This is a genomic window from Arthrobacter sp. 10T425 (assembly GCF_056393985.1).
Genome location: NZ_JBFTGZ010000002.1, coordinates 324,989 through 347,050, shown reverse-complemented (window position 1 = coordinate 347,050; position 22,062 = coordinate 324,989). Strand labels below are relative to the sequence as shown.

At 62.2% G+C, this 22,062-nt stretch carries 22 protein-coding genes; 1 reads left to right on the top strand and 21 read right to left on the bottom strand.

All coding sequences use genetic code 11. The features are described 5' to 3' along the window. Nucleotides 1-33: 33 nt before the first annotated feature. From rplE to rpsJ, 14 genes are all read right to left on the bottom strand, one after another. Complete coding sequence (gene rplE / locus AC1DDH_RS03915; RefSeq protein ID WP_018773672.1) at nucleotides 34-615, bottom strand: 50S ribosomal protein L5; 582 nt, start codon at nucleotides 613-615, stop codon at nucleotides 34-36. Next, a complete protein-coding gene (rplX, locus tag AC1DDH_RS03910; RefSeq protein WP_028275000.1) occupies nucleotides 615-974 on the bottom strand; it encodes a 50S ribosomal protein L24 in 360 nt (119 codons plus the stop codon). Before rplX ends, rplE begins: the two co-directional genes overlap by 1 nt. A gap of 3 nt (nucleotides 975-977) precedes the next feature. Further along, complete coding sequence (rplN, locus tag AC1DDH_RS03905) at nucleotides 978-1,346, bottom strand: 50S ribosomal protein L14 (RefSeq protein WP_003803789.1); 369 nt, start codon at nucleotides 1,344-1,346, stop codon at nucleotides 978-980. A gap of 578 nt (nucleotides 1,347-1,924) precedes the next feature. Beyond that, entirely contained in the window at nucleotides 1,925-2,233 is a 309-nt protein-coding gene (rpsQ, locus tag AC1DDH_RS03900) for a 30S ribosomal protein S17 (RefSeq protein ID WP_018773670.1), read from the bottom strand. Continuing rightward, a complete protein-coding gene (gene rpmC / locus AC1DDH_RS03895) occupies nucleotides 2,230-2,559 on the bottom strand; it encodes a 50S ribosomal protein L29 (RefSeq protein WP_018773669.1) in 330 nt (109 codons plus the stop codon). Before rpmC ends, rpsQ begins: the two co-directional genes overlap by 4 nt. A 2-nt stretch (nucleotides 2,560-2,561) precedes the next feature. Beyond that, nucleotides 2,562-2,978 carry a 50S ribosomal protein L16 gene (rplP, locus tag AC1DDH_RS03890; RefSeq protein ID WP_018773668.1) on the bottom strand — a complete coding sequence of 139 codons (417 nt, stop codon included), beginning with the start codon at nucleotides 2,976-2,978 and terminating at the stop codon, nucleotides 2,562-2,564. Continuing rightward, nucleotides 2,979-3,821, bottom strand: coding sequence for a 30S ribosomal protein S3 (gene rpsC, locus AC1DDH_RS03885; RefSeq protein WP_028275116.1), 843 nt, complete (start codon nucleotides 3,819-3,821; stop codon nucleotides 2,979-2,981). It abuts the gene before it with no gap. Further along, nucleotides 3,822-4,187: a 50S ribosomal protein L22 gene (rplV, locus tag AC1DDH_RS03880; protein ID WP_003803798.1), complete on the bottom strand. Its 366-nt coding sequence runs from the start codon at nucleotides 4,185-4,187 to the stop codon at nucleotides 3,822-3,824. 38 nt (nucleotides 4,188-4,225) lie between these two features. Next, a complete protein-coding gene (gene rpsS, locus AC1DDH_RS03875) occupies nucleotides 4,226-4,507 on the bottom strand; it encodes a 30S ribosomal protein S19 (RefSeq protein WP_018773666.1) in 282 nt (93 codons plus the stop codon). A gap of 12 nt (nucleotides 4,508-4,519) precedes the next feature. Further along, nucleotides 4,520-5,359 carry a 50S ribosomal protein L2 gene (gene rplB / locus AC1DDH_RS03870; protein WP_026266473.1) on the bottom strand — a complete coding sequence of 280 codons (840 nt, stop codon included), beginning with the start codon at nucleotides 5,357-5,359 and terminating at the stop codon, nucleotides 4,520-4,522. A 29-nt stretch (nucleotides 5,360-5,388) separates the two neighbouring features. Continuing rightward, on the bottom strand, nucleotides 5,389-5,694 hold the full coding sequence (gene rplW / locus AC1DDH_RS03865) for a 50S ribosomal protein L23 (RefSeq protein WP_018773664.1): 306 nt from the start codon (nucleotides 5,692-5,694) through the stop codon (nucleotides 5,389-5,391). Further along, nucleotides 5,691-6,311, bottom strand: coding sequence for a 50S ribosomal protein L4 (gene rplD, locus AC1DDH_RS03860; protein WP_028275117.1), 621 nt, complete (start codon nucleotides 6,309-6,311; stop codon nucleotides 5,691-5,693). Before rplD ends, rplW begins: the two co-directional genes overlap by 4 nt. 4 nt (nucleotides 6,312-6,315) lie before the next feature. After that, nucleotides 6,316-6,966, bottom strand: a complete 651-nt coding sequence (gene rplC, locus AC1DDH_RS03855; RefSeq protein ID WP_003803812.1) for a 50S ribosomal protein L3 — start codon at nucleotides 6,964-6,966, stop codon at nucleotides 6,316-6,318. A 17-nt stretch (nucleotides 6,967-6,983) separates the two neighbouring features. Continuing rightward, nucleotides 6,984-7,292: a 30S ribosomal protein S10 gene (gene rpsJ / locus AC1DDH_RS03850; protein ID WP_003803825.1), complete on the bottom strand. Its 309-nt coding sequence runs from the start codon at nucleotides 7,290-7,292 to the stop codon at nucleotides 6,984-6,986. Between the two features lie 410 nt (nucleotides 7,293-7,702). Between rpsJ and AC1DDH_RS03845 the strand changes: the two genes are divergently transcribed. Beyond that, on the top strand, nucleotides 7,703-9,127 hold the full coding sequence (locus AC1DDH_RS03845) for a GH1 family beta-glucosidase (protein WP_476887031.1): 1,425 nt from the start codon (nucleotides 7,703-7,705) through the stop codon (nucleotides 9,125-9,127). A 17-nt stretch (nucleotides 9,128-9,144) separates the two neighbouring features. Here AC1DDH_RS03845 and AC1DDH_RS03840 read toward each other — a convergent pair whose 3' ends face one another. The 7 genes from AC1DDH_RS03840 to rpoB all read right to left on the bottom strand — a co-directional run bounded on the left by AC1DDH_RS03840 (nucleotide 9,145) and on the right by rpoB (nucleotide 21,823). Next, complete coding sequence (locus tag AC1DDH_RS03840; RefSeq protein WP_256860042.1) at nucleotides 9,145-9,270, bottom strand: hypothetical protein; 126 nt, start codon at nucleotides 9,268-9,270, stop codon at nucleotides 9,145-9,147. A 144-nt stretch (nucleotides 9,271-9,414) separates the two neighbouring features. Next, nucleotides 9,415-10,605, bottom strand: a complete 1,191-nt coding sequence (gene tuf, locus AC1DDH_RS03835; RefSeq protein ID WP_018773660.1) for an elongation factor Tu — start codon at nucleotides 10,603-10,605, stop codon at nucleotides 9,415-9,417. Between the two features lie 267 nt (nucleotides 10,606-10,872). After that, nucleotides 10,873-12,987, bottom strand: coding sequence for an elongation factor G (gene fusA / locus AC1DDH_RS03830; RefSeq protein WP_079550516.1), 2,115 nt, complete (start codon nucleotides 12,985-12,987; stop codon nucleotides 10,873-10,875). A 69-nt stretch (nucleotides 12,988-13,056) separates the two neighbouring features. Beyond that, on the bottom strand, nucleotides 13,057-13,527 hold the full coding sequence (rpsG, locus tag AC1DDH_RS03825; protein WP_011692813.1) for a 30S ribosomal protein S7: 471 nt from the start codon (nucleotides 13,525-13,527) through the stop codon (nucleotides 13,057-13,059). A 1-nt stretch (nucleotide 13,528) separates the two neighbouring features. After that, nucleotides 13,529-13,903, bottom strand: a complete 375-nt coding sequence (gene rpsL / locus AC1DDH_RS03820) for a 30S ribosomal protein S12 (protein WP_018773658.1) — start codon at nucleotides 13,901-13,903, stop codon at nucleotides 13,529-13,531. A 399-nt stretch (nucleotides 13,904-14,302) separates the two neighbouring features. Beyond that, on the bottom strand, nucleotides 14,303-18,202 hold the full coding sequence (locus AC1DDH_RS03815) for a DNA-directed RNA polymerase subunit beta' (protein ID WP_223913813.1): 3,900 nt from the start codon (nucleotides 18,200-18,202) through the stop codon (nucleotides 14,303-14,305). 105 nt (nucleotides 18,203-18,307) lie between these two features. Then, nucleotides 18,308-21,823, bottom strand: coding sequence for a DNA-directed RNA polymerase subunit beta (gene rpoB, locus AC1DDH_RS03810; protein WP_028275121.1), 3,516 nt, complete (start codon nucleotides 21,821-21,823; stop codon nucleotides 18,308-18,310). Nucleotides 21,824-22,062: the final 239 nt, after the last annotated feature.

Below are 22,062 nucleotides of genomic sequence, written 5' to 3'. Positions count from 1 at the left end.
AAGGAGCGCGGGCGGACCTTTTACGTAGCTAGATTAGTCTTCGGTCTTGAACGGGAAGCCAAGCGCCTTCAGCAGCGCGCGGCCTTCGTCGTCGGTCTTGGCAGTGGTCACGACGGTGATGTCCATACCGCGAACGCGGTCAATGGAATCCTGGTCGATCTCGTGGAACATAACCTGCTCGGTCAGACCGAAGGTGTAGTTGCCGTTGCCATCGAACTGCTTGCCGCTGAGGCCACGGAAGTCGCGGATACGCGGCAGGGCCAGCGTGACCAGACGGTCCAGGAATTCCCACATGCGGTCCCCACGCAGAGTTGCGTGTGCACCGATCGGCATGCCTTCGCGCAGCTTGAACTGTGCGATCGACTTGCGGGCCTTGGTTACCTGCGGCTTCTGGCCGGTGATCAGGGTCAGATCGCGGACAGCGCCGTCGATCAGCTTGGAGTCCTTGGCGGCATCTCCAACACCCATGTTCACAACGACCTTCACCAGGCGGGGAACCTGGTTGACGTTCTGGTACTTGAATTCCTCAGTCAGCGTGTTCTTGATGGAATCGGCGTACTTGGTCTTCAGACGAGGAACGATCTTGCTTGCCGGAGTCTCGAGAGTCTCAGTCATTAGATGTCCTTCCCTGAGCTCTTGGCCACGCGGACGCGCACGTCACGCTTCACGCCATCGCGCTCAACGGTCTCGGTGCGGAAACCGACGCGGGTGGGCTTCTTGGTGGACGGGTCAACCAGAGCCACGTTGGAGATGTGGATCGAAGCCTCGACGACCTCGATGCCACCGGTCTTGGTGCCGCGCTGCGACTGACCGACCTTGGTGTGCTTGGTTACGCGGTTAATGCCTTCAACCAACACGCGGTTGGTCTCCGGGTACACGCGCAGAACCTTGCCCTGCTTACCCTTGTCGCCGCCGCGCTCAGCCTTGGCGCCAGTGATGACCTGAACGAGGTCACCCTTTTTGATCTTAGCCATGGACTAGAGCACCTCCGGAGCCAGAGAAACGATCTTCATGAACTTCTTGTCGCGAAGTTCACGACCAACCGGTCCGAAGATACGGGTACCGCGGGGGTCACCGTCGTTCTTCAGGATGACGGCTGCGTTCTCGTCAAACTTGATGTAGGAACCATCCGCACGGCGGCGTTCCTTCTTGGTACGGACGATGACAGCCTTGACGACGTCGCCCTTCTTTACGTTGCCGCCCGGAATTGCGTCCTTGACGGTAGCGACGATTACGTCGCCAATGCCTGCGTAGCGACGGCCAGATCCACCGAGAACGCGAATGGTAAGGATTTCCTTAGCACCCGTGTTGTCGGCGACCTTGAGTCGCGACTCCTGCTGAATCACTATTTACTCCTTGCGTCGCGCTGGTTCTCAGACCGAAAATCTTCCTACGGAATGAGCCTTGCGGAACGGTTGATCGGGGTGTCTCTTGACCTGCCTGGATTTTGCCAGACCAGGCCTAAACGCCCGTGCCAAAAACATTTGCTTCCCAGGCGGTTCCCGACGAGTCGGGGCGCAAGAGGGCACTATGCCGTGGCACGATTGTTTACGAGGTTGATGACGGCGCGCAAAAGGCGCCATACAAACTCAAAATCTTAGCACGTTTTGGGCGTATCCCCATATCACAGCCATGGAGCCCGCACACCCCTCCCGCGCAGCCGCGACGCCGCCACGCCGGACAGGCTTTGGGCCCGCCCGCCGCCGCGCACCCCGGGAACCCGGCCCGCCGGCGTCGTAAGCCCCCAGTCGTAAGCCCCCAAAGGCTGCTTCGCGTGACGGGCACGGTAAACGGCTGCCGCCAGTCGCAGGCTGCCGGCTGCGGCGGCTGCCGGCTGCGGCGGCTGCCGGCAACGCAGAAGCCCCCGCTCCCCCAAAGGGGAACGAGGGCTTCTGCTGTATCACCAGACAAACAGGTGCAGGTGTTACTTGGCCTTCTCGAGGATCTCGACCAGACGCCACCGCTTGGTAGCGGACAGCGGGCGGGTCTCGGCGAGGAGCACCAGGTCGCCGATGCCGGCGCTGTTCTCTTCGTCGTGAGCCTTGATCTTGGCGTTGCGGCGGATGACCTTGCCGTAGAGGGCGTGCTTCACGCGGTCTTCGACCTGGACAGTGATGGTCTTTTCCATCTTGTCCGAGACGACGTAGCCGCGCTTCGTCTTACGGTAACCGCGCTCGTCAGCCTTGGCTGCGTCGGAAACAGTTTCCGTCACGTTCTCGTCCTTTTCACTCACTTGGCATCCTCCTCGGATTCAACCGTTTCAGCCTTCTCAGCCTTCTTGGTTGCAGCCTTCTTGGACTTCTTCTCTTCCTTGGCTTCCACAACCGGTGCGGCAACCTCGGCACGAATGCCGAGCTCGCGCTCACGGAGAACGGTGTAGATGCGGGCGATGTCCTTCTTTACCGCGCGCAGACGACCGTGGTTCTCCAGCTGACCGGTGGCGGACTGGAAACGCAGGTTGAACAGCTCTTCCTTGGCCTTGCGGAGTTCTTCAACGAGACGCTCGTTGTCGAAACCGTCCAGCTGTGCGGATGCAAGTTCCTTGGATCCTACTGCCATTTCTACTCACCACCTTCGCGACGCACAATGCGTGCCTTCAACGGCAGCTTGTGGATTGCCAGGCGCAGGGCCTCGCGAGCTACCTCTTCACTGACACCGGAGAGTTCGAAGAGAACCCGGCCCGGCTTGACGTTTGAGACCCACCATTCCGGAGAACCCTTACCGGAACCCATGCGGGTTTCGGCCGGCTTCTTCGTCAGCGGACGGTCCGGGTAAATGTTGATCCAGACCTTTCCGCCACGCTTGATGTGGCGGGTCATCGCGATACGGGCAGATTCGATCTGACGGTTCGTGACGTAGGCCGGGCTCAGCGCCTGGATGCCCCACTCACCGAAGGAGACCTGGGTGCCGCCCGTAGCAGCGCCGGAACGACCCGGGTGGTGCTGCTTACGGTGCTTGACTCGACGTGGGATAAGCATTTAAGCCTGTCCTCCTTCTACTGACTGTGCCGTGCCTGCGGCACCGGCTTCGACAGCCGGAGCTTCGGCGGCAGGTGCTGCCTCGGCTGCGGGGCGGTCGGGACGACGGCGGCGGTCACCACGGTCGGCGCCACCCGGGCGGCCCGGGCGGTCGCCGGCACGGCCACGGGACGGAGCAGCAGCTGCCTGCTGAGCCAGTTCCTTGGCAGTGACGTCGCCCTTGTAGATCCAGACCTTCACGCCGATGCGGCCGAAGGTGGTCTTGGCCTCGTAGAAGCCGTAGTCGATGTTCGCACGCAGGGTGTGCAGGGGCACACGGCCTTCGCGGTAGAACTCCGAGCGGGACATTTCTGCGCCGCCCAGTCGACCCGAGCAAGCGATCCGGATGCCCTTGGCACCGGCGCGCTGTGCGGACTGCATGGCCTTCTTCATCGCACGGCGGAAAGCCACGCGGGAAGTCAGCTGCTCAGCAACGCCCTGGGCAACAAGCTGGGCTTCCATCTCGGGGTTCTTGACCTCGAGGATGTTCAGCTGAACCTGCTTGCCCGTGAGCTTCTCAAGCTCGCCGCGGATGCGGTCTGCTTCAGCGCCGCGGCGGCCGATGACGATGCCCGGACGTGCCGTGTGGATATCCACGCGGACACGGTCGCGGGTGCGCTCGATTTCGACCTTGGCGATACCGGCGCGCTCCATGCCCGTGGACATGAGCTGGCGGATACGGATGTCTTCGCGAACGAAGTCCTTGTACCGCTGGCCGGCCTTGGTGCTGTCGGCGAACCAGTGCGATACGTGATCGGTGGTGATGCCGAGTCGGAACCCGTGCGGGTTAACTTTCTGTCCCACTTAGCGAGCCTCCTCTTTCTCCGGGGTAGCGACTACCACGGTGATGTGGCTCGTGCGCTTCTTGATCTGAAATGCACGACCCTGGGCTCGCGGCTGGAACCGCTTCATGGTCGGGCCTTCATCAACAAACGCTTCGCTGATGATGAGGTCACCTTCGTCAAACGCCACGCCGTCGCGGTCCGCGAGGACCCGGGCGTTGGAGATTGCCGACTGAACTACCTTGAATACCGGCTCCGAAGCTGCCTGGGGGGCAAACTTCAGAATTGCCAGAGCCTCATTCGCTTGCTTACCACGAACAAGGTTGACGACGCGCCGGGCCTTCATAGGCGTTACGCGGATGTGACGCGCAATTGCCTTGGCTTCCATTGCTTTCCTTCTCTCGTCTTTGACGTAAGTGCAGGCGCCTAGCGGCGCTTGCCCTTACGGTCGTCCTTGACATGGCCGCGGAATGTCCGCGTGGGAGCGAATTCGCCGAGCTTGTGCCCGACCATCGACTCAGTGACAAACACGGGGATGTGCTTGCGTCCGTCGTGTACGGCGATCGTGTGGCCGAGCATGTCGGGGACGATCATCGAACGGCGGGACCAGGTCTTGATGACGTTCTTGGTGCCCTTTTCGTTTTCCCTGGCTACCTTTACAAAGAGGTGCTGGTCAACGAAAGGACCTTTTTTCAGGCTGCGTGGCATGTGTCCAGGCTCCTATCGCTTGTTCTTGCCAGTACGACGGCGACGAACAATAAGCTTGTCGCTCTCTTTGTTGGGACGGCGGGTGCGGCCTTCGCGCTTACCGTTCGGGTTGACGGGGTGACGTCCACCGGACGTCTTACCCTCGCCACCACCGTGGGGGTGGTCAACCGGGTTCATGGCGACACCACGGACGGTCGGGCGAACGCCCTTCCACCGCATACGGCCGGCCTTGCCCCAGTTGATGTTCGACTGCTCGGCGTTGCCGACCTCGCCGACGGTTGCGCGGCAGCGCACGTCAACGTTGCGGATTTCGCCGGAAGGCAGACGCAGCTGGGCGAAACGGCCTTCCTTTGCAACGAGCTGGATCGATGCGCCGGCGGAGCGGCCCATCTTGGCGCCGCCACCCGGACGCAGTTCGACTGCGTGGATTACGGTACCGACCGGGATGTTGCGCAGCGGAAGGTTGTTGCCGGGCTTGATGTCAGCGTCGGCGCCGGCCTCTACGAAGTCGCCCTGGGACAGCTTGTTCGGGGCGATGATGTAACGCTTGGTGCCATCAACGTAGTGCAGGAGGGCGATCCGAGCCGTGCGGTTCGGGTCGTACTCGATTTCGGCAACGCGGGCGTTGACGCCGTCCTTGTCGTGGCGACGGAAGTCGATCAGACGGTACTGGCGCTTGTGTCCACCACCCTTGTGACGGGTCGTGATCTTACCGGAGTTGTTACGGCCACCCTTTTTCGGGAGGGGACGTACCAACGACTTTTCCGGCGTCGACCGCGTGATTTCAGTGAAGTCCGCTACGCTCGAGCCGCGACGGCCCGGGGTAGTCGGCTTGTATTTACGGATTCCCATAATTTATTTCCTCGTTAAAGTGGTCTCCGCTACGAAAGCGGACCGCCGAAGATGTCGATAGTGCCTTCTTTGAGGCTCACAATTGCACGCTTGGTGTTCTTGCGGGTACCCCAGCCGAATTTGGTGCGCTTGCGCTTACCGGCACGGTTGATGGTGTTGATCGATTCGACCTTGACGGAGAAAATCTTCTCCACGGCCAGCTTGATCTCGGTCTTGTTCGAGCGGGGGTCCACCAGGAAGGTGTACTTGCCCTCGTCGATCAGGCCGTAGCTCTTTTCCGAGACAACGGGTGCAAGCACGACGTCGCGCGGGTCTTTGATGGTGGCTGCACTCACTTGGCATCCTCCTCGTTCTTTGCAACCTTGTCAGCAACGAATGCTTCGTAGGCAGCCTTGGTGAAGACTACGTCGTCGGAAACGAGAACGTCGTAGGTGTTCAGCTGGTCTGCGTACAGAACGTGAACTTCCTCGAGGTTGCGCACGGACAGTGCAGCAACATCGTTGGCGCGCTCAATGACAACGAGCAGGTTCTTGCGCTCGGAAACTCCGCGCAGGGTTGCCAGTGCTTCCTTGGAGGACGGCGTGGAGCCGGCAACCAGGTCAGCAACGACGTGGACGCGGCCGTTGCGGGCGCGGTCCGAGAGTGCGCCGCGCAGTGCAGCAGCAATCATCTTCTTGGGGGTGCGCTGGCTGTAGTCACGCGGCGTGGGGCCGTGGACAACGCCACCACCGGTCATGTGAGGAGCACGGATGGAACCCTGACGGGCGCGGCCGGTGCCCTTCTGCTTGAACGGCTTGCGACCTGCACCGGAAACCTCGGCGCGGGTCTTGGTCTTGTGGGTACCCTGGCGAGCAGCAGCGAGCTGGGCAACGACGACCTGGTGCAGCAGCGGCACGTTGGTCTGTACGTCGAAGATCTCTGCAGGCAGGTCAACCTTGACAGTGCTAGTCATTGAACTAGGCTCCCTTCACGGCGGTGCGTACGAGTACGACCTGGCCGCGGGCGCCGGGAACGGCGCCCTTGATCAGGAGCAGCGACTTCTCGACGTCAACCGCGTGGACCGTGAGGTTCAGCGTGGTGTGACGAACGGCGCCCATGCGGCCGGCCATTTTCATGCCCTTGAAGACGCGGCTCGGGGTGGATGCGCCACCGATTGAACCGGGCTTACGGTGGTTCTTGTGGGCACCGTGGGAAGCTCCAACGCCGTGGAAGCCGTGACGCTTCATAACACCGGCGAAGCCCTTACCCTTAGTGGTGCCAACGACGTCGATCTTCTGGCCGGCTTCGAAGAGCTCTACGGAGAGCTCCTGGCCCAGCTCGTAAGAGTCAGCATCTGCAGTGCGCAGTTCTACGACGTGGCGGCGAGGCGTGACGCCTGCCTTTTCAAAGTGACCAGCCAGCGGCTTGGTGACCTTGCGGGGATCGATCTGGCCGTAGCCGATCTGAACGGCGACATAGCCATCAGTTTCTGCGTTGCGCAGCTGCGTGATGACGTTCGAGTCAGCCTGGACCACAGTGACGGGGATGAGCTTGTTGTTCTCGTCCCAGACCTGGGTCATGCCGAGCTTCGTGCCCAGCAGGCCCTTTACGTTACGGGTTGCGGTCATAGTCTCTCAGCACCTCCCTACAGCTTGATTTCGATGTTCACGTCGGCCGGCAGGTCGAGACGCATGAGCGAATCAACAGCCTTGGGCGTGGGGTCGATGATGTCGATAAGACGCTTGTGCGTGCGCATTTCGAAGTGCTCGCGGCTGTCCTTGTACTTGTGCGGAGAGCGAATAACGCAGTAAACGTTCTTCTCCGTCGGCAGCGGCACGGGGCCAACTACAGTTGCGCCTGCGCGCGTGACCGTCTCAACGATCTTCCGTGCTGAAACGTCAATGACCTCGTGGTCATATGACTTCAGCCGGATGCGGATTTTTTGTCCCGCCATGTCGCCTGACTCTCTTTCAGTCTGTGCTTCCCCTGATTAGGGCTGCCCTGTTCACTTACTAGTTGTATGGCTGCCGAAGCATTTGAAGTCGTGACTACCACCCGCCGCACAAGCTGAATCCGGAAAGATCCGGGTTCCTCAACCTGCCGACGCAACCGACCCCCGCGGTCGGGCGTGTCGCATGTTTTCACACGTACGCGTCCGCAATTCCATGGGGAGTGGGTTATGTTTGGTCTCTTACTTGGACCCTGGCATCCGGCATTATCCGGATCGGGACGCGAAAGAGCGCTTGAACAACTCATCTAGTATGCCGGAATTTGCGGGCAGAAGCGAATCAGCCCTCTGCACGGCGGTGCAATCACTGCCGGAGGGCCATTGTCCTGAATCGCCGTCGAATGGATGATAGGGGCATGACTGTGCAGGACTCTGTAGCAGTTCAGGCCCTCGCCGCACGCCTGAGCCCGGGATTCACCCTGGGTGTTTCCTCCGCGGCATTCCAGATCGAGGGCAGCCTTGCCGCCGGCGGCCGCGGGCCCTCCGGCTGGGACGCCTTTGCCGAAAAGCCCGGCAACATCCTGCACGGGCACTCCCCCGCCGTGGCCTGCGACCACTACAACCGCGCCGAGGAAGACATCGAACTGATGCGGGATCTCGGGATCGATTCCTACCGCTTTTCGATCTCGTGGCCGCGGGTCCAGCCCGAGGGCAGCGGCCGCTTCAATTCGGCCGGGCTGGACTTCTACGACCGCCTGATCGACCGGCTCCTCGCCGCCGGCATCTCCCCCATGGCCACTCTCTACCACTGGGATACGCCGCTGCCCCTCGAGCACCGGGGCGGCTGGATGAACCGTTCGACGGCGGAACGGTTCGCCGAGTACAGCGCGGCCGCCGGCAAGCGGTTCGGCGACCGCGTGGCGCAGTGGGTGACGCTGAACGAGCCCGCCTCGGTTACCCTGAACGGCTACGCCCTGGGCGTCCACGCACCCGGCCGAGGCCTGCTCTTCGATGCCCTGCCGTCGGTGCGGCATCAGCTCCTGGGGCACGGGCTGGCGGTTCAGGCGCTGCGCGCGGAGGGCGTCGCCGGCGCCGTCGGGGTCACGAACCTGCATTCCCCCGTCCGGCCTGCTTCGGGTTCGCCAACAGACAGGATGCTGGCCAGGGTGTTCGACTTCGTGCTGAACCGGCTCTACGCTGACCCGATCCTCCTGGGCCGCTTTCCCCGGCTGCCGCTGATCGCCCGGCCGTGGTTCCGTTCAATGCGGAGCATCAGCGACGCGGATCTGGCCACGATCCACCAGCCGCTGGATTTCTACGGCCTGAACTATTACTACCCCGTGAAGGTGGCCACGGGACGCGGCGTCGACAGCCCCTCGGCAACCGCAGAGGCGATGCTGAAAGTCCCGTTCCACATGGCCGCGTTCCCGGAGTATGAACGCACAGGATTCGGCTGGCCGGTCGCTCCGGACCACCTGGGGATCCTGCTCCGGGAGCTGAAGGACCGGTACGGGTCCTCGCTGCCGCCGCTCTACATCACCGAGAGCGGGGCGAGCTTCCCCGAACCGGACCACGTCACCGGCCCCATTCCCGATGCCGGCCGGATCAGCTACCTCGCCGCACACCTCAGCCAGGCGGTGGAGGCGACCTCCCCCGGGGGCGTGGCCCACGACGTCGAACTGCTCGGCTATTACGTCTGGACGTTGATGGACAACTTCGAATGGGCGGCCGGCTACTCGCAGCGCTTCGGCCTGGTGCACGTCGATTTCACGAGCCTCAAGCGCACGCCGAAAGACTCGTACTACTGGTACCAGGCCCTCGCGCGGGCACGCCGGGCCTGAGCCCCGCCCGGCCGCTGCTACTGGTTGCGGTTGGACCTATTGATGCGCTTGGCGCGCTCGATCTCCTGGCGGAAGTGCCTCTTCGCCCAAAAGAACGCGACAACGACCGCGGCGGCGATCAACAGAAAAATGAACCAGCCCATGGTGAGCTCCCTTCCCTTCCTGCAAAGGTATCAGGAACTTAAAAGGAACAGCCCCGCTGCAAGTGCAGCGGGGCTGTTCCCGATCCTCTTCTCAGCTGCCAGACGGCTGGCTGATCAGGGGCAAAGCATCAGATCGGCAAGTAATTACTTGATGATCTTGGTGACGCGTCCTGAACCAACGGTGCGGCCGCCTTCGCGGATAGCGAAGCCGAGGCCCTCTTCCATTGCGATCGGCTGGATGAGCGCAACGGTCATCTCAGTGTTGTCGCCGGGCATAACCATTTCCGTGCCTTCCGGCAGGGTGATAACGCCGGTTACGTCCGTGGTGCGGAAGTAGAACTGCGGGCGGTAGTTGGAGTAGAACGGGTTGTGACGTCCGCCTTCGTCCTTGGAGAGGATGTAGACGTTAGCCTCGAAGTCGGTGTGCGGGGTGATGGAACCCGGCTTGACGACAACCTGGCCACGCTCGACATCGTCGCGCTTCAGACCGCGGAGCAGGAGGCCACAGTTCTCGCCGGCCCATGCTTCGTCGAGCTGCTTGTGGAACATCTCGATACCGGTAACCGTGGTCTTCTGGACCGGGCGGATGCCGACGATCTCGACCTCGGAGTTGATGGCGAGGGTTCCACGCTCGGCGCGGCCCGTAACAACGGTGCCACGGCCGGTGATCGTGAAGACATCTTCGATCGGCATCAGGAAGGGCTTGTCACGGTCACGTACGGGGTCCGGAACGGACTCGTCGACAGCAGCCATGAGGTCCTCAACGGACTTGACCCAGACGGGGTCGCCTTCGAGGGCCTTCAGGCCGGAAACGCGAACAACCGGAGCCTCGTCGCCATCGAAGCCCTGCGAGCTGAGCAGCTCGCGAACTTCCATTTCAACGAGGTCGAGGAGCTCTTCGTCGTCAACCATGTCAGCCTTGTTCAGCGCGACCAGCAGGTAGGGAACGCCAACCTGGCGGGCGAGCAGAACGTGCTCGCGGGTCTGAGCCATCGGGCCGTCAGTGGCGGCAACCACGAGGATTGCACCGTCCATCTGAGCAGCGCCGGTGATCATGTTCTTGATGTAGTCAGCGTGACCCGGAGCGTCTACGTGTGCGTAGTGGCGCTTCTCGGTCTGGTACTCAACGTGGGAGATGTTGATGGTAATGCCGCGCTGACGCTCTTCGGGAGCAGAGTCAATCGACGCGAAGTCACGCTTCTCGTTGAGAGTCGGGTACTTGTCGTACAGCACCTTGGAAATGGCGGCCGTCAGCGTCGTCTTACCGTGGTCAACGTGACCAATGGTACCGATGTTAACGTGCGGCTTAGTCCGCTCGAACTTTGCCTTTGCCACAGGTTCCTCCTAGAACGTTTTCAAATTGACTTACCCTTCGGCCGCGCTTGTCGCGGCAGAAACTCCAGTAAGTCTACTTGGGGGGCTTTGGATTGATGAAATTGCAGATTCAGGTACTAATGCTAGTGCCTAGAGCCTGTTCGTGCAGGCGGCCGAACTCCGGCCTGGCCGGACTACAGCTGACCGGAGTCCGGCCACTTGCACCAGATGTGTCTCCGCTGGCGGAGACGCACCCGAGTTTCTTGTTGCTGCGAGGCGTCTAGAAGACTACTCGCCGCGGTTCTTCTGGATGATCTCGTCGGCGACTGCCTTCGGGACCTCGGCGTAGCTGTTGAACGTCATGGAGTACACAGCGCGGCCCTGGGTCTTCGAGCGCAGGTCACCGATGTAGCCGAACATGCCGGACAGCGGGACGTGTGCGCGAATAACCTTGACGCCCTGGGCATCTTCCATGGACTGCATCTGGCCACGGCGGGAGTTGAGGTCACCGATAACTTCACCCATGTATTCCTCAGGGGTGCGGACCTCGACATCCATCAGCGGTTCGAGCAGGACAGGGTTCGCCTTGCGTGCGGCTTCCTTGAAAGCCATACGGCCGGCGATCTTGAACGCCATTTCCGAGGAGTCAACATCGTGGTAAGCGCCGTCAATCAGCGTCGCCTTGATGCCGACAACCGGGTAACCGGCCAGGACGCCGTCGTTAAGCGCATCCTGGATGCCGGCGTCGACCGACGGGATGTACTCGCGCGGAACGCGGCCACCGGTGACCTTGTTCTCGAACTCGTACAGCTCGCCACCTGAGGTGTCCAGCGGCTCGATCGCGATCTGGATCTTTGCGAACTGGCCGGAACCACCGGTCTGCTTCTTGTGCGTGTAGTCGTGACGCTCTACAGCACGCTTGATGGTTTCGCGGTAAGCAACCTGCGGCTTGCCAACATTTGCCTCGACCTTGAATTCGCGGCGCATGCGGTCCACCAGGATGTCCAGGTGGAGCTCGCCCATGCCGGCGATGATGGTCTGGCCGGTGTCCTCGTTGAGGGAGACCTGGAAGGTCGGGTCCTCAGCGGAGAGCTTCTGGATGGCCGTGGAGAGCTTCTCCTGGTCACCCTTCGTGTTCGGCTCGATCGCAACCGAGATCACGGGCTCCGGGAAGCTCATGGACTCGAGGACAATCTGGTTGGCCGGATCGCACAGGGTGTCGCCCGTGGTGGTGTCCTTGAGGCCGATCGCTGCGTAGATGTGGCCGGCGGTAGCGCCCTCGACGGGCATTTCCTTGTTGGCGTGCATCTGGAACAGCTTGCCGATGCGCTCCTTCTTGCCCTTGGTGGAGTTGACCACCTGCGAGCCTGCTTCCACGTGACCGGAGTACACGCGGACGAAGGTCAGCTGGCCGAAGAAGGGGTGCGCGGCGATCTTAAACGCCAGTGCGGAGAAGGGCTCTTCAGAGGAGGGCTTACGGGTAAGCTCCTTCTCTTCGTCGCGGGGATCGTGACCGATCATCGGCGGGACGTCGAGCGGGTTCGGCAGGTAGTCCACCACAGCGTCGAGCATGGGCTGAACGCCGCGGTTCTTGAATGCAGAACCACAGAAGACCGGGTAGATCTCAGAGTTGATCGTCATCTTGCGGATGCCGGCCTTGAGCTCATCGATGCTGATCTCTTCGCCCTCAAGGTACTTCTCCATGAGTTCCTCGGAGGACTCGGCAACGGTCTCAATGAGCGTTGCGCGGTACTCTTCGGCCTTCGCCTGGAGGTCAGCCGGGATCTCGCGGATCTCGTACTTGGCGCCCATGGTGACGTCACCCTTGGCGTCGCCGGGCCATACCAGCGAACGCATGTAAAGGAGGTCGACGACGCCGATGAAGTCGTTCTCGGCGCCGATCGGCAGCTGCATGACGAGCGGCTTGGCACCGAGGCGGCTGATGATGGTGTCGACGGTGAAGTAGAAGTCAGCGCCGAGCTTGTCCATCTTGTTGACGAAGCAGATGCGCGGAACGTTGTACTTGTCAGCCTGGCGCCAAACAGTCTCGGACTGCGGCTCCACGCCTTCCTTGCCGTCGAACACGGCGACTGCGCCGTCGAGGACGCGCAGGGAGCGCTCAACCTCGACCGTGAAGTCCACGTGGCCGGGGGTGTCGATGATGTTGATCTGGTTGTTTTCCCAGAAGCAGGTCACGGCGGCAGACGTGATGGTGATGCCGCGTTCCTTTTCCTGTTCCATCCAGTCAGTCGTCGAAGCGCCGTCGTGCGTTTCGCCGATCTTGTGGTTCACACCCGTGTAGAAGAGGATGCGCTCGGTAGTAGTGGTCTTGCCGGCATCGATGTGGGCCATGATGCCGATATTGCGGACCTTGCTAAGGTCGGTAAGCACGTCCTGTGCCACGGTGTCTCCCTTTCGGATGGACTGCACGTTCGCCGCCGGCTCAGTCGAGCCGGCGGCGTCCGGGAAGTATTACCAGCGGTAGTGTGCGAAGGCCTTGTTGGACTCGGCCATCTTGTGGGTGTCTTCGCGACGCTTCACAGCGGCACCGAGACCGTTCGAGGCATCCAGGATTTCGTTCTGGAGGCGCTCGGTCATGGTCTTTTCGCGGCGGGCCTTGGAGTAGCCAACCAGCCAGCGGAGGGCGAGGGCCGTGGAACGGCCCGGCTTGACCTCAACGGGAACCTGGTAGGTGGCGCCACCAACACGGCGGGAGCGGACCTCAAGCGAAGGCTTGACGTTCTCCATAGCCTTCTTGAGGGCTGCAACGGGGTCGCCGCCGGACTTGGCGCGAGCACCCTCGAGTGCACCGTAAACGATGCGCTCGGCGGTGGACTTCTTGCCGTCAACCAGCACCTTGTTGATGAGCTGGGTGACCAGCGGGGAGCCGTAAACGGGATCTAGAACTAGCGGCCGCTTGGGGGCCGGACCCTTGCGAGGCATATTACTTCTTCTCCATCTTTGCGCCGTAGCGGCTGCGAGCCTGCTTACGGTTCTTGACACCCTGGGTATCGAGGGCGCCACGGACGATCTTGTAGCGGACACCCGGAAGGTCCTTCACGCGGCCGCCGCGGACGAGCACAATGGAGTGCTCCTGCAGGTTGTGGCCCACACCGGGGATGTATGCGGTGACTTCAATGCCGCCGTTGAGGCGTACGCGAGCAACCTTACGCAGAGCCGAGTTCGGCTTCTTCGGGGTCGTCGTGTAAACGCGGGTGCAAACACCGCGGCGCATCGGGCTGCCGTTAAGCGCGGGAGCCTTGGTCTTTTTGACCTTAGGCGTGCGGCCCTTGCGGACCAGCTGGTTAATCGTAGGCACTCTCGTGTTCTCCGTTTTATCCGGAGCGGCCGTTGGCGGCCGCTCTCTTGTCGCTGCGCCTCGCCGCCCGAGCTTTGAAGTTCTCTCCAGAGCAGCTGAGGCGAAGCCTTAATAGTCGGACCGCACGCCGGGGTCCAAGGACTTTCGACCCGAACTGCCCCTAGGCATGCGAAAATGTGGCATACGTTGCACAAGAACCCTGCAAACCGGAAACGTCGTCCTGGTTGAACCTTTCAGCTGCAAGCTGTCTGGCTCAAACCGGCGCACTCATCCACTGCCACAATAACAATTAGTCTCAAGTCTAACACGGACGGGTCCCAGCCCTTAATCGGCGGGGTTTTACCACTGGAAAGGCCCCGCGCCCACCGAGGTGGGAACGGGGCCTGTCAGTCACTCAGCTCAGCGGAAGTCGCTGCCGAGATCGTAGTCATCCAGCGGGATGGCGTGGAACTCGGGAGCTCCGTCGCCGCCCAGCGAGTCGTAGGAGAAGTCACTGAATGCGCTGGGGCCGGTGAACAGGTTGGCCTTTGCTTCTTCAGTGGGTTCCACGGTGACCTCGGTGTAGCGCGGGAGACCCGTGCCGGCCGGGATGAGCTTACCGATGATGACGTTTTCCTTGAGGCCGAGCAGCGGATCGCTCTTGCCTTCCATGGCCGCCTGCGTCAGGACGCGGGTGGTCTCCTGGAAGGAAGCTGCGGACAGCCAGGACTCGGTCGCCAGAGACGCCTTGGTGATGCCCATGAGCTCGGGACGCCCGGATGCCGGCGTCTTGCCCTCGGACACAACGCGGCGGTTGGCCTCTTCGAAACGGCTGCGTTCGGCGAGCTCGCCGGGCAGCAGATCCGATTCGCCGGACTCGATGACCGTGACGCGGCGCAGCATCTGGCGGACGATAACCTCGACGTGCTTGTCGTGGATACCGATGCCCTGGCTGCGGTACACGCCCTGGACTTCATCCACCAGGAACTTCTGCGCGGCACGAGGACCCATGATGCGCAGCACCTGCTTGGGGTCGACCGGGCCGTTGATGAGCTTCTGGCCAACGCTGACGTGATCGCCGTCTTCGATGAGAAGACGTGAACGGCGCAGCACCGGGTAGGCGATCTCTTCAGATCCGTCATCCGGGGTGATGACCAGGCGCATCTGGCGCTCGGACTCTTCGATGGTGATGCGGCCGGCTGCTTCAGCAATCGGTGCGACACCCTTCGGAGTACGGGCTTCGAAGAGCTCCTGGATACGGGGCAGACCCTGGGTGATGTCGTCGCCACCGCTGGCGGAAACAGCACCACCGGTGTGGAACGTACGCATGGTCAGCTGGGTACCCGGCTCACCGATGGACTGCGCGGCAATGATGCCCACGGCCTCACCGATGTCGACGGTCTTGCCAGTGGCCAGCGAACGGCCGTAGCACAGGGCGCAGGTGCCGACGCTGGACTCACAGGTGAGTACGGAGCGGACCTTGACCTCGGTGATGCCGGCTGCGAACAGTTCGGCAATGACGACGTCGCCGCAGTCGGTGCCGGCAGCTGCCAGGACCTTGCCCTTGGAGTCGACGACGTCGACGGCCAGGGTGCGGGCGTAGGCGCTGTTCTCGACGTTCTCGTCCAGGACGAGGACGCCGTTGGCGTCGGCCACCGCGATGGCGGTCATCAGGCCGCGCTCGGTACCGCAGTCCTCTTCGCGGACAATGACGTCCTGCGACACGTCCACCAGACGACGGGTCAGGTAACCCGAGTTGGCGGTACGCAGGGCGGTGTCAGCCAGACCCTTACGGGCACCGTGCGTGGCGATGAAGTATTCCAGCACCGAGAGGCCCTCGCGGTAGGAGGACTTGATCGGACGCGGGATGATTTCACCCTTAGGGTTGGCCACCAGGCCACGGATACCCGCGATCTGACGGACCTGCATCCAGTTACCACGTGCGCCCGAGGACACCATGCGGTTGATCGTGTTCATCGGGGACAGGCTGTCGCGCATCGCCTGGGCGATCTCGTTCGTTGCCTTGTTCCAGATCTCGATCAGTTCCTGGCGACGCTCGTCGTCGTCGATCAGGCCCTTGTCGTACTGGCCCTGGATCTTGGCGGCCATGGTCTCGTAACCGGCGAGGATCCGCGGCTTGTCCGTGGGCACCTCGATGTCGGAGATGGCAACGGTCACGCCGGAGCGGGTGGCCCAGTAGAAACCGGCATCCTTCAGGTTGTCCAGCGTTGCCGCCGTGATCACCTTCGGGTAGCGCTCGGCGAGGTCGTTGACGATCCGGGACAGCTCGCCCTTGTCGGCAACATCCTCAACCCACGGGTAATCCGCGGGCAGCGTCTGGTTGAAGATGACCTGGCCGAGGGAGGTCTCGACCAGTGCCATCTGACCGGGCTCCCAGCCCTCCGGGGCTTCCCAGCCGGCGTAGGGCACGAAGCCCTCGAGCCGGATCTTGACCTTGGAGTTCAGGTGCAGCTCGTGAAGGTCGTAGGCCATGATGGCTTCCGCGACCGAGGAGAAGATCCGGCCTTCGCCAGCTGAACCGACACGCTTGGTGGTCAGGTGGTAGAGACCGATGATCATATCCTGCGACGGCAGGGTCACCGGGCGGCCGTCAGACGGCTTCAGGATGTTGTTCGAGGAGAGCATCAGGATGCGGGCCTCGGCCTGGGCCTCGGGGCTCAGCGGCAGGTGGACTGCCATCTGGTCGCCGTCGAAGTCGGCGTTGAAAGCGCCACAAACCAGCGGGTGCAGCTGGATTGCCTTGCCTTCAACAAGCTGCGGCTCGAACGCCTGGATGCCGAGACGGTGCAGGGTAGGTGCACGGTTCAGCAGCACGGGGTGCTCGGTGATGATCTCTTCGAGGACGTCCCAGACCTGCGGACGGTAACGCTCCACCATGCGCTTGGCCGACTTGATGTTCTGGGCGTGGTTGAGGTCCACCAGGCGCTTCATCACGAACGGCTTGAAGAGCTCCAGGGCCATCTGCTTGGGCAGACCACACTGGTGCAGCTTCAGCTGCGGGCCGACGACGATGACCGAACGGCCGGAGTAGTCGACGCGCTTGCCGAGGAGGTTCTGGCGGAAACGGCCCTGCTTGCCCTTGAGCATGTCGCTCAGGGACTTCAGCGGACGGTTGCCCGGTCCGGTGACCGGACGGCCGCGGCGGCCGTTGTCGAAGAGGCTGTCAACAGCTTCCTGAAGCATGCGCTTCTCGTTGTTGACGATGATCTCCGGAGCACCGAGGTCAAGCAGGCGCTTGAGGCGGTTGTTGCGGTTGATCACGCGGCGGTAGAGGTCGTTGAGGTCGGAGGTCGCGAAGCGGCCACCGTCCAGCTGGACCATCGGGCGCAGTTCCGGCGGGATCACCGGGACGGCGTCCAGCACCATGCCGAGCGGGCTGTTGTTGGTCGTCAGGAACGCGTTGACCACCTTGAGCCGCTTCAGGGCACGGGTCTTGCGCTGGCCTTTGCCGTTGGCGATGATGTCGCGCAGCATGTCCGACTCGGCCTGCATGTCGAAGTTCTCAAGACGCTTCTTGATGGCCTCGGCACCCATGGAGCCTTCGAAGTACATGCCGTAGCGGTCGCGCAGTTCGCGGTACAGGCCTTCGTCACCTTCGAGGTCGGCGACCTTGAGGTTCTTGAAGCGGTCCCAGACCTGCTCGAGGCGCTCGATTTCGGCGTCGGCACGCTTGCGGACGTTCGCCATCTGGCGGTCAGCGGAGTCGCGGGCCTTCTTCTTGTCGGCAGCCTTCGCGCCTTCGCCTTCGAGACGGGCAAGCTCGTTCTCAAGGTCGCGGGCGATCGTGGCGATGTCCGAGTCGCGGTTGTCGATCAGCTGCTTCTTCTCGATGTCGTGCTCAACCTGGAGGTTGGGCAGTTCTTCGTGGCGGCTGTCGGCGTCGACGCTCGTGATCATGTAGGCGGCGAAGTAGATGACCTTTTCGAGGTCCTTCGGTGCCAGGTCAAGGAGGTAGCCCAGGCGGGAGGGAACACCCTTGAAGTACCAGATGTGCGTGACCGGGGCGGCGAGTTCGATGTGGCCCATGCGCTCACGGCGGACCTTCGCACGGGTGACCTCAACGCCACACCGCTCGCAGATGATGCCCTTGAAGCGCACGCGCTTGTACTTACCGCAGTAGCATTCCCAGTCGCGGGACGGGCCGAAGATCTTCTCGCAGAAGAGGCCGTCCTTCTCGGGCTTGAGCGTGCGGTAGTTGATGGTTTCCGGCTTCTTAACCTCGCCGTACGACCAGCCACGGATGTCTTCCGCGGTGGCGAGGCCGATCTGCATGAGGCCGAAGGAGGATTCGCTGGACATATGGTCCCTGTTCTCTCTTGTTCTCTAAATTCTGAAGTCTTGGGTTACGGGAAGAGGGAGGTGGCTTACGACGGCGAGTGCGAACCCGCCGTCGTAAACCCCCTGCTAAACCTCTTCTACGGAACTGGGCTCTGCACGAGACAGATCGATGCCCAGTTCTTCCGCAGCCGTGAAGACTGCGTCATCAGAGTCACGCATTTCAATTGTGGTTCCGTCCGTGGAAAGCACTTCCACGTTCAGGCACAGCGACTGCATTTCCTTGATCAAGACCTTGAAGGACTCAGGAACGCCCGGCTCGGGGATGTTCTCGCCCTTGACGATGGCTTCGTAGACCTTCACACGACCGTGGATATCATCCGACTTGATCGTCAGCAGTTCCTGGAGCGTGTACGCGGCGCCGTAAGCTTCGAGCGCCCACACTTCCATTTCACCGAAGCGCTGGCCACCGAACTGTGCCTTACCACCCAGCGGCTGCTGCGTGATCATGGAGTACGGGCCGGTGGAGCGGGCGTGGATCTTGTCGTCCACCAGGTGGTGGAGCTTCAGGATGTACATGTAGCCGACCGAGATCGGATCCGGGAACGGCTCGCCGGAGCGGCCGTCGAACAGACGGGTCTTGCCGGAAGAGTTGATCAGGCGGTCGCCGTCGCGGGTGACGTTGGTGGAATCGAGCAGGCCCGTGATTTCCTCTTCACGCGCACCGTCGAAGACCGGCGTCGCCACAGTGGTCTGGCCACTCTCGCGCGGCAGGTTCGGCAGCTGCTTGACCCACTCGGGCTCGCCCTCGATCTTCCAGCCGGTCTTGGCAACCCAGCCGAGGTGCGTTTCCAGCACCTGGCCGACGTTCATGCGTCCCGGAACACCCAGCGGGTTCAGGACGATATCAACGGGGGTGCCGTCGGCAAGGAAGGGCATGTCCTCGATCGGAAGGATCTTGGAGATAACACCCTTGTTGCCGTGGCGGCCGGCGAGCTTGTCGCCGTCGGTGATCTTGCGCTTGGCAGCGACGTAGACGCGCACCAGCTGGTTGACGCCCGGGGGCAGCTCGTCGTCGTTGTCGCGGTCGAAGACGCGGACACCGATCACGGTGCCGGACTCGCCGTGCGGCACCTTCAGGGAGGTGTCGCGCACTTCGCGGGACTTCTCACCGAAGATGGCGCGCAGCAGGCGCTCTTCCGGGGTCAGCTCGGTCTCGCCCTTGGGGGTGACCTTACCGACCAGGATGTCGCCGGCCTCAACCTCGGCACCGATGTGGATGATGCCGCGCTCGTCCAGGCCTGCCAGGACTTCCTCAGACACGTTCGGGATGTCACGGGTGATTTCCTCGGCACCAAGCTTGGTGTCGCGGGCATCGATCTCGTGCTCCTCGATGTGGATCGAGGACAGGACGTCCTCGGCCACGATGCGCTGGGAGAGGATGATGGCATCCTCGAAGTTGTGGCCTTCCCATGACATGAATGCCACGAGCAGGTTCTTACCGAGGGCGAGCTCGCCCTGGTCCGTTGCCGGGCCGTCAGCGATGATGCCGCCGACCTCCAGGCGCTGGCCTTCGCTTACCAGGACACGGTGGTTGTAGCAGTTGCCCTGGTTGGAACGGGCGAACTTGTTGATGCGGTAGTTGGTTTCCGTGCCGTCGTCGTTGAGCATGATGACCAGCTCAGCGGAGACCTCGGTAACCACACCGGCCTTCTTGGCGATGACAACGTCACCGGCGTCGACGGCTGCGGCGCGCTCCATGCCGGTACCGACGAACGGTGCCTCGGAACGGACCAGCGGCACGGCCTGGCGCTGCATGTTGGCACCCATGAGTGCACGGTTGGCATCGTCATGCTCGAGGAACGGGATCAGGGCGGTAGCCACGGACACCATCTGGCGCGGGGAAACGTCCATGAACTCGACGTCGGCGGCGGGAACCAGCACAGGCTCGCCTCCACCACCGCGGGCACGGACCAGGACGGTCTCTTCCGCGAAACGCTTGTTCTCGTCGAGCGGTGCGTTGGCCTGTGCGATCAGGACCTCGGCTTCGTCGTCGGCCGTGAGGTACTTGACCTCATCGGAGACGACACCCTCGGCGACAAGGCGGTACGGGGTTTCGATGAAACCGAACGGGTTGATGCGTCCGTAGGAAGCCAGCGAACCGATCAGACCAATGTTCGGGCCTTCAGGAGTTTCGATGGGGCACATACGTCCGTAGTGGGACGGGTGCACGTCACGAACTTCCATGCCGGCACGGTCACGGGACAGACCACCCGGGCCAAGCGCGGACAGGCGGCGCTTGTGGGTCAGACCCGAGAGCGGGTTGTTCTGGTCCATGAACTGGGACAGCTGGGAAGTTCCGAAGAACTCCTTGATGGCTGCCACGACGGGACGGATGTTGATCAGGGTCTGCGGCGTGATGGCCTCGACGTCCTGGGTCGTCATGCGTTCGCGGACAACGCGCTCCATGCGGGACAGGCCGGTGCGGACCTGGTTCTCGATGAGCTCGCCGACGGCGCGGATGCGGCGGTTGCCGAAGTGGTCGATGTCATCGATCTCGACGCGGAGCTCGTGGTCCTGGCCGTCGCGCTTGCCCATGAGGGTCTTCTCGCCGGCGTGCAGCGCAACCAGGAACTTGATCATGGCCACGATGTCTTCAACGTGCAGGACCGAAGCTTCCTTGTCGCCAAGGGAGCGGTCGATGCCAAGCTTGCGGTTGATCTTGTAACGGCCGACCTTGGCCAGATCGTAGCGCTTGGAGTTGAAGTACAGGTTGTCCAGCAGGGACTGGGCAGCCTCAACCGTGGGCGGCTCGCCCGGTCGCAGCTTCCGGTAGATGTCCAGCAACGCGTCTTCGCGGGTCTCGGTGGCGTCCTTCTCCAGCGTGGCGCGCATGGAGTCGTACTGGCCGAATTCCTCGAGGATCTGGCCTTCGGTCCAGCCGAGGGCCTTCAGCAGTACGGTGACGGACTGCTTGCGCTTGCGGTCAAGACGGACGCCGACCTGGTCGCGCTTGTCGATTTCGAGCTCGAACCAGGCGCCGCGGGAGGGGATGATCTTCGCGGTGAAGATGTCCTTGTCGCTGGTCTTGTCGGCGGTGCGCTCAAAGTAGGCGCCCGGCGAGCGGACCAGCTGGGAGACGACGACACGCTCGGTGCCGTTGACGACGAAGGTGCCCTTCTCGGTCATCAGCGGGAAGTCACCCATGAACACGGTCTGCTGCTTGATTTCGCCCGTGTTGTTGTTCATGAACTCGGCCTTGACGTACAGCGGAGCCGAGTACGTTGCGTCCCGGTCCTTGCACTCAGCCATGGTGTATTTGGGGTCAGCGAACTCCGGCTCGGAGAAGCTCAGGGACATGGTGCCCTGGAAGTCTTCGATCGGGGAGATCTCTTCGAAGATGTCGGACAGACCCGAGGAGGTGGCGACGCTGAGGTCGCCTTCTTCGACGGCCTTCGCAACGCGCGCCTGCCAGCGTTCGTTCCCGACCAGCCAGTCAAAGCTGTCGGTTTGCAGGGCGAGCAGATTCGGAACATCAAGGGGTTCGTGAATCTTTGCGAATGAGAGCCGGCGGGTTGCACCGTCGGTGCTGTCGGCATTGATAGCGGTAGCGTTGTTTACATTAGAGGTGCTCGAGGCGACCAAGAGGGATCCTTCCACAGACCTTCAGGCGTTGTCAGATCTCCCCCGTTATGCACTCTGCAGAATGACTCCGCAGCGCTACCAGTCCGGTTCCGCTATATGACCCGGGACCCGCGCTGTCCATAGCTGGTGCACGTGGTAGACGGCACATTGATGGAACAGCTGTCAGGCTAAGCCCACCGCTATATGAAGGCTGAAGGTAAACAGGGAAGACGCAAATATCTACGATACGGCAAAGCAAC

What these genes read in the sequence shown, in the direction of transcription:
- AC1DDH_RS03845 (WP_476887031.1), top strand. Translation starts at nt 7,703, where the DNA reads ATGACTGTGCAGGACTCTGTAGCAGTTCAGGCCCTCGCCGCACGCCTG.
- rplB (WP_026266473.1), bottom strand. Translation starts at nt 5,359, where the DNA reads ATGGGAATCCGTAAATACAAGCCGACTACCCCGGGCCGTCGCGGCTCG.
- rplC (WP_003803812.1), bottom strand. Translation starts at nt 6,966, where the DNA reads ATGACCGCAACCCGTAACGTAAAGGGCCTGCTGGGCACGAAGCTCGGC.
- rplP (WP_018773668.1), bottom strand. Translation starts at nt 2,978, where the DNA reads ATGCTTATCCCACGTCGAGTCAAGCACCGTAAGCAGCACCACCCGGGT.
- rpsG (WP_011692813.1), bottom strand. Translation starts at nt 13,527, where the DNA reads ATGCCTCGCAAGGGTCCGGCCCCCAAGCGGCCGCTAGTTCTAGATCCC.
- rplX (WP_028275000.1), bottom strand. Translation starts at nt 974, where the DNA reads ATGGCTAAGATCAAAAAGGGTGACCTCGTTCAGGTCATCACTGGCGCC.
- rpmC (WP_018773669.1), bottom strand. Translation starts at nt 2,559, where the DNA reads ATGGCAGTAGGATCCAAGGAACTTGCATCCGCACAGCTGGACGGTTTC.
- rpsS (WP_018773666.1), bottom strand. Translation starts at nt 4,507, where the DNA reads ATGCCACGCAGCCTGAAAAAAGGTCCTTTCGTTGACCAGCACCTCTTT.
- AC1DDH_RS03840 (WP_256860042.1), bottom strand. Translation starts at nt 9,270, where the DNA reads ATGGGCTGGTTCATTTTTCTGTTGATCGCCGCCGCGGTCGTTGTCGCG.
- rplE (WP_018773672.1), bottom strand. Translation starts at nt 615, where the DNA reads ATGACTGAGACTCTCGAGACTCCGGCAAGCAAGATCGTTCCTCGTCTG.
- AC1DDH_RS03815 (WP_223913813.1), bottom strand. Translation starts at nt 18,202, where the DNA reads ATGTCCAGCGAATCCTCCTTCGGCCTCATGCAGATCGGCCTCGCCACC.
- rpsJ (WP_003803825.1), bottom strand. Translation starts at nt 7,292, where the DNA reads ATGGCGGGACAAAAAATCCGCATCCGGCTGAAGTCATATGACCACGAG.
- rplV (WP_003803798.1), bottom strand. Translation starts at nt 4,187, where the DNA reads ATGGAAGCCAAGGCAATTGCGCGTCACATCCGCGTAACGCCTATGAAG.
- rplD (WP_028275117.1), bottom strand. Translation starts at nt 6,311, where the DNA reads ATGACTAGCACTGTCAAGGTTGACCTGCCTGCAGAGATCTTCGACGTA.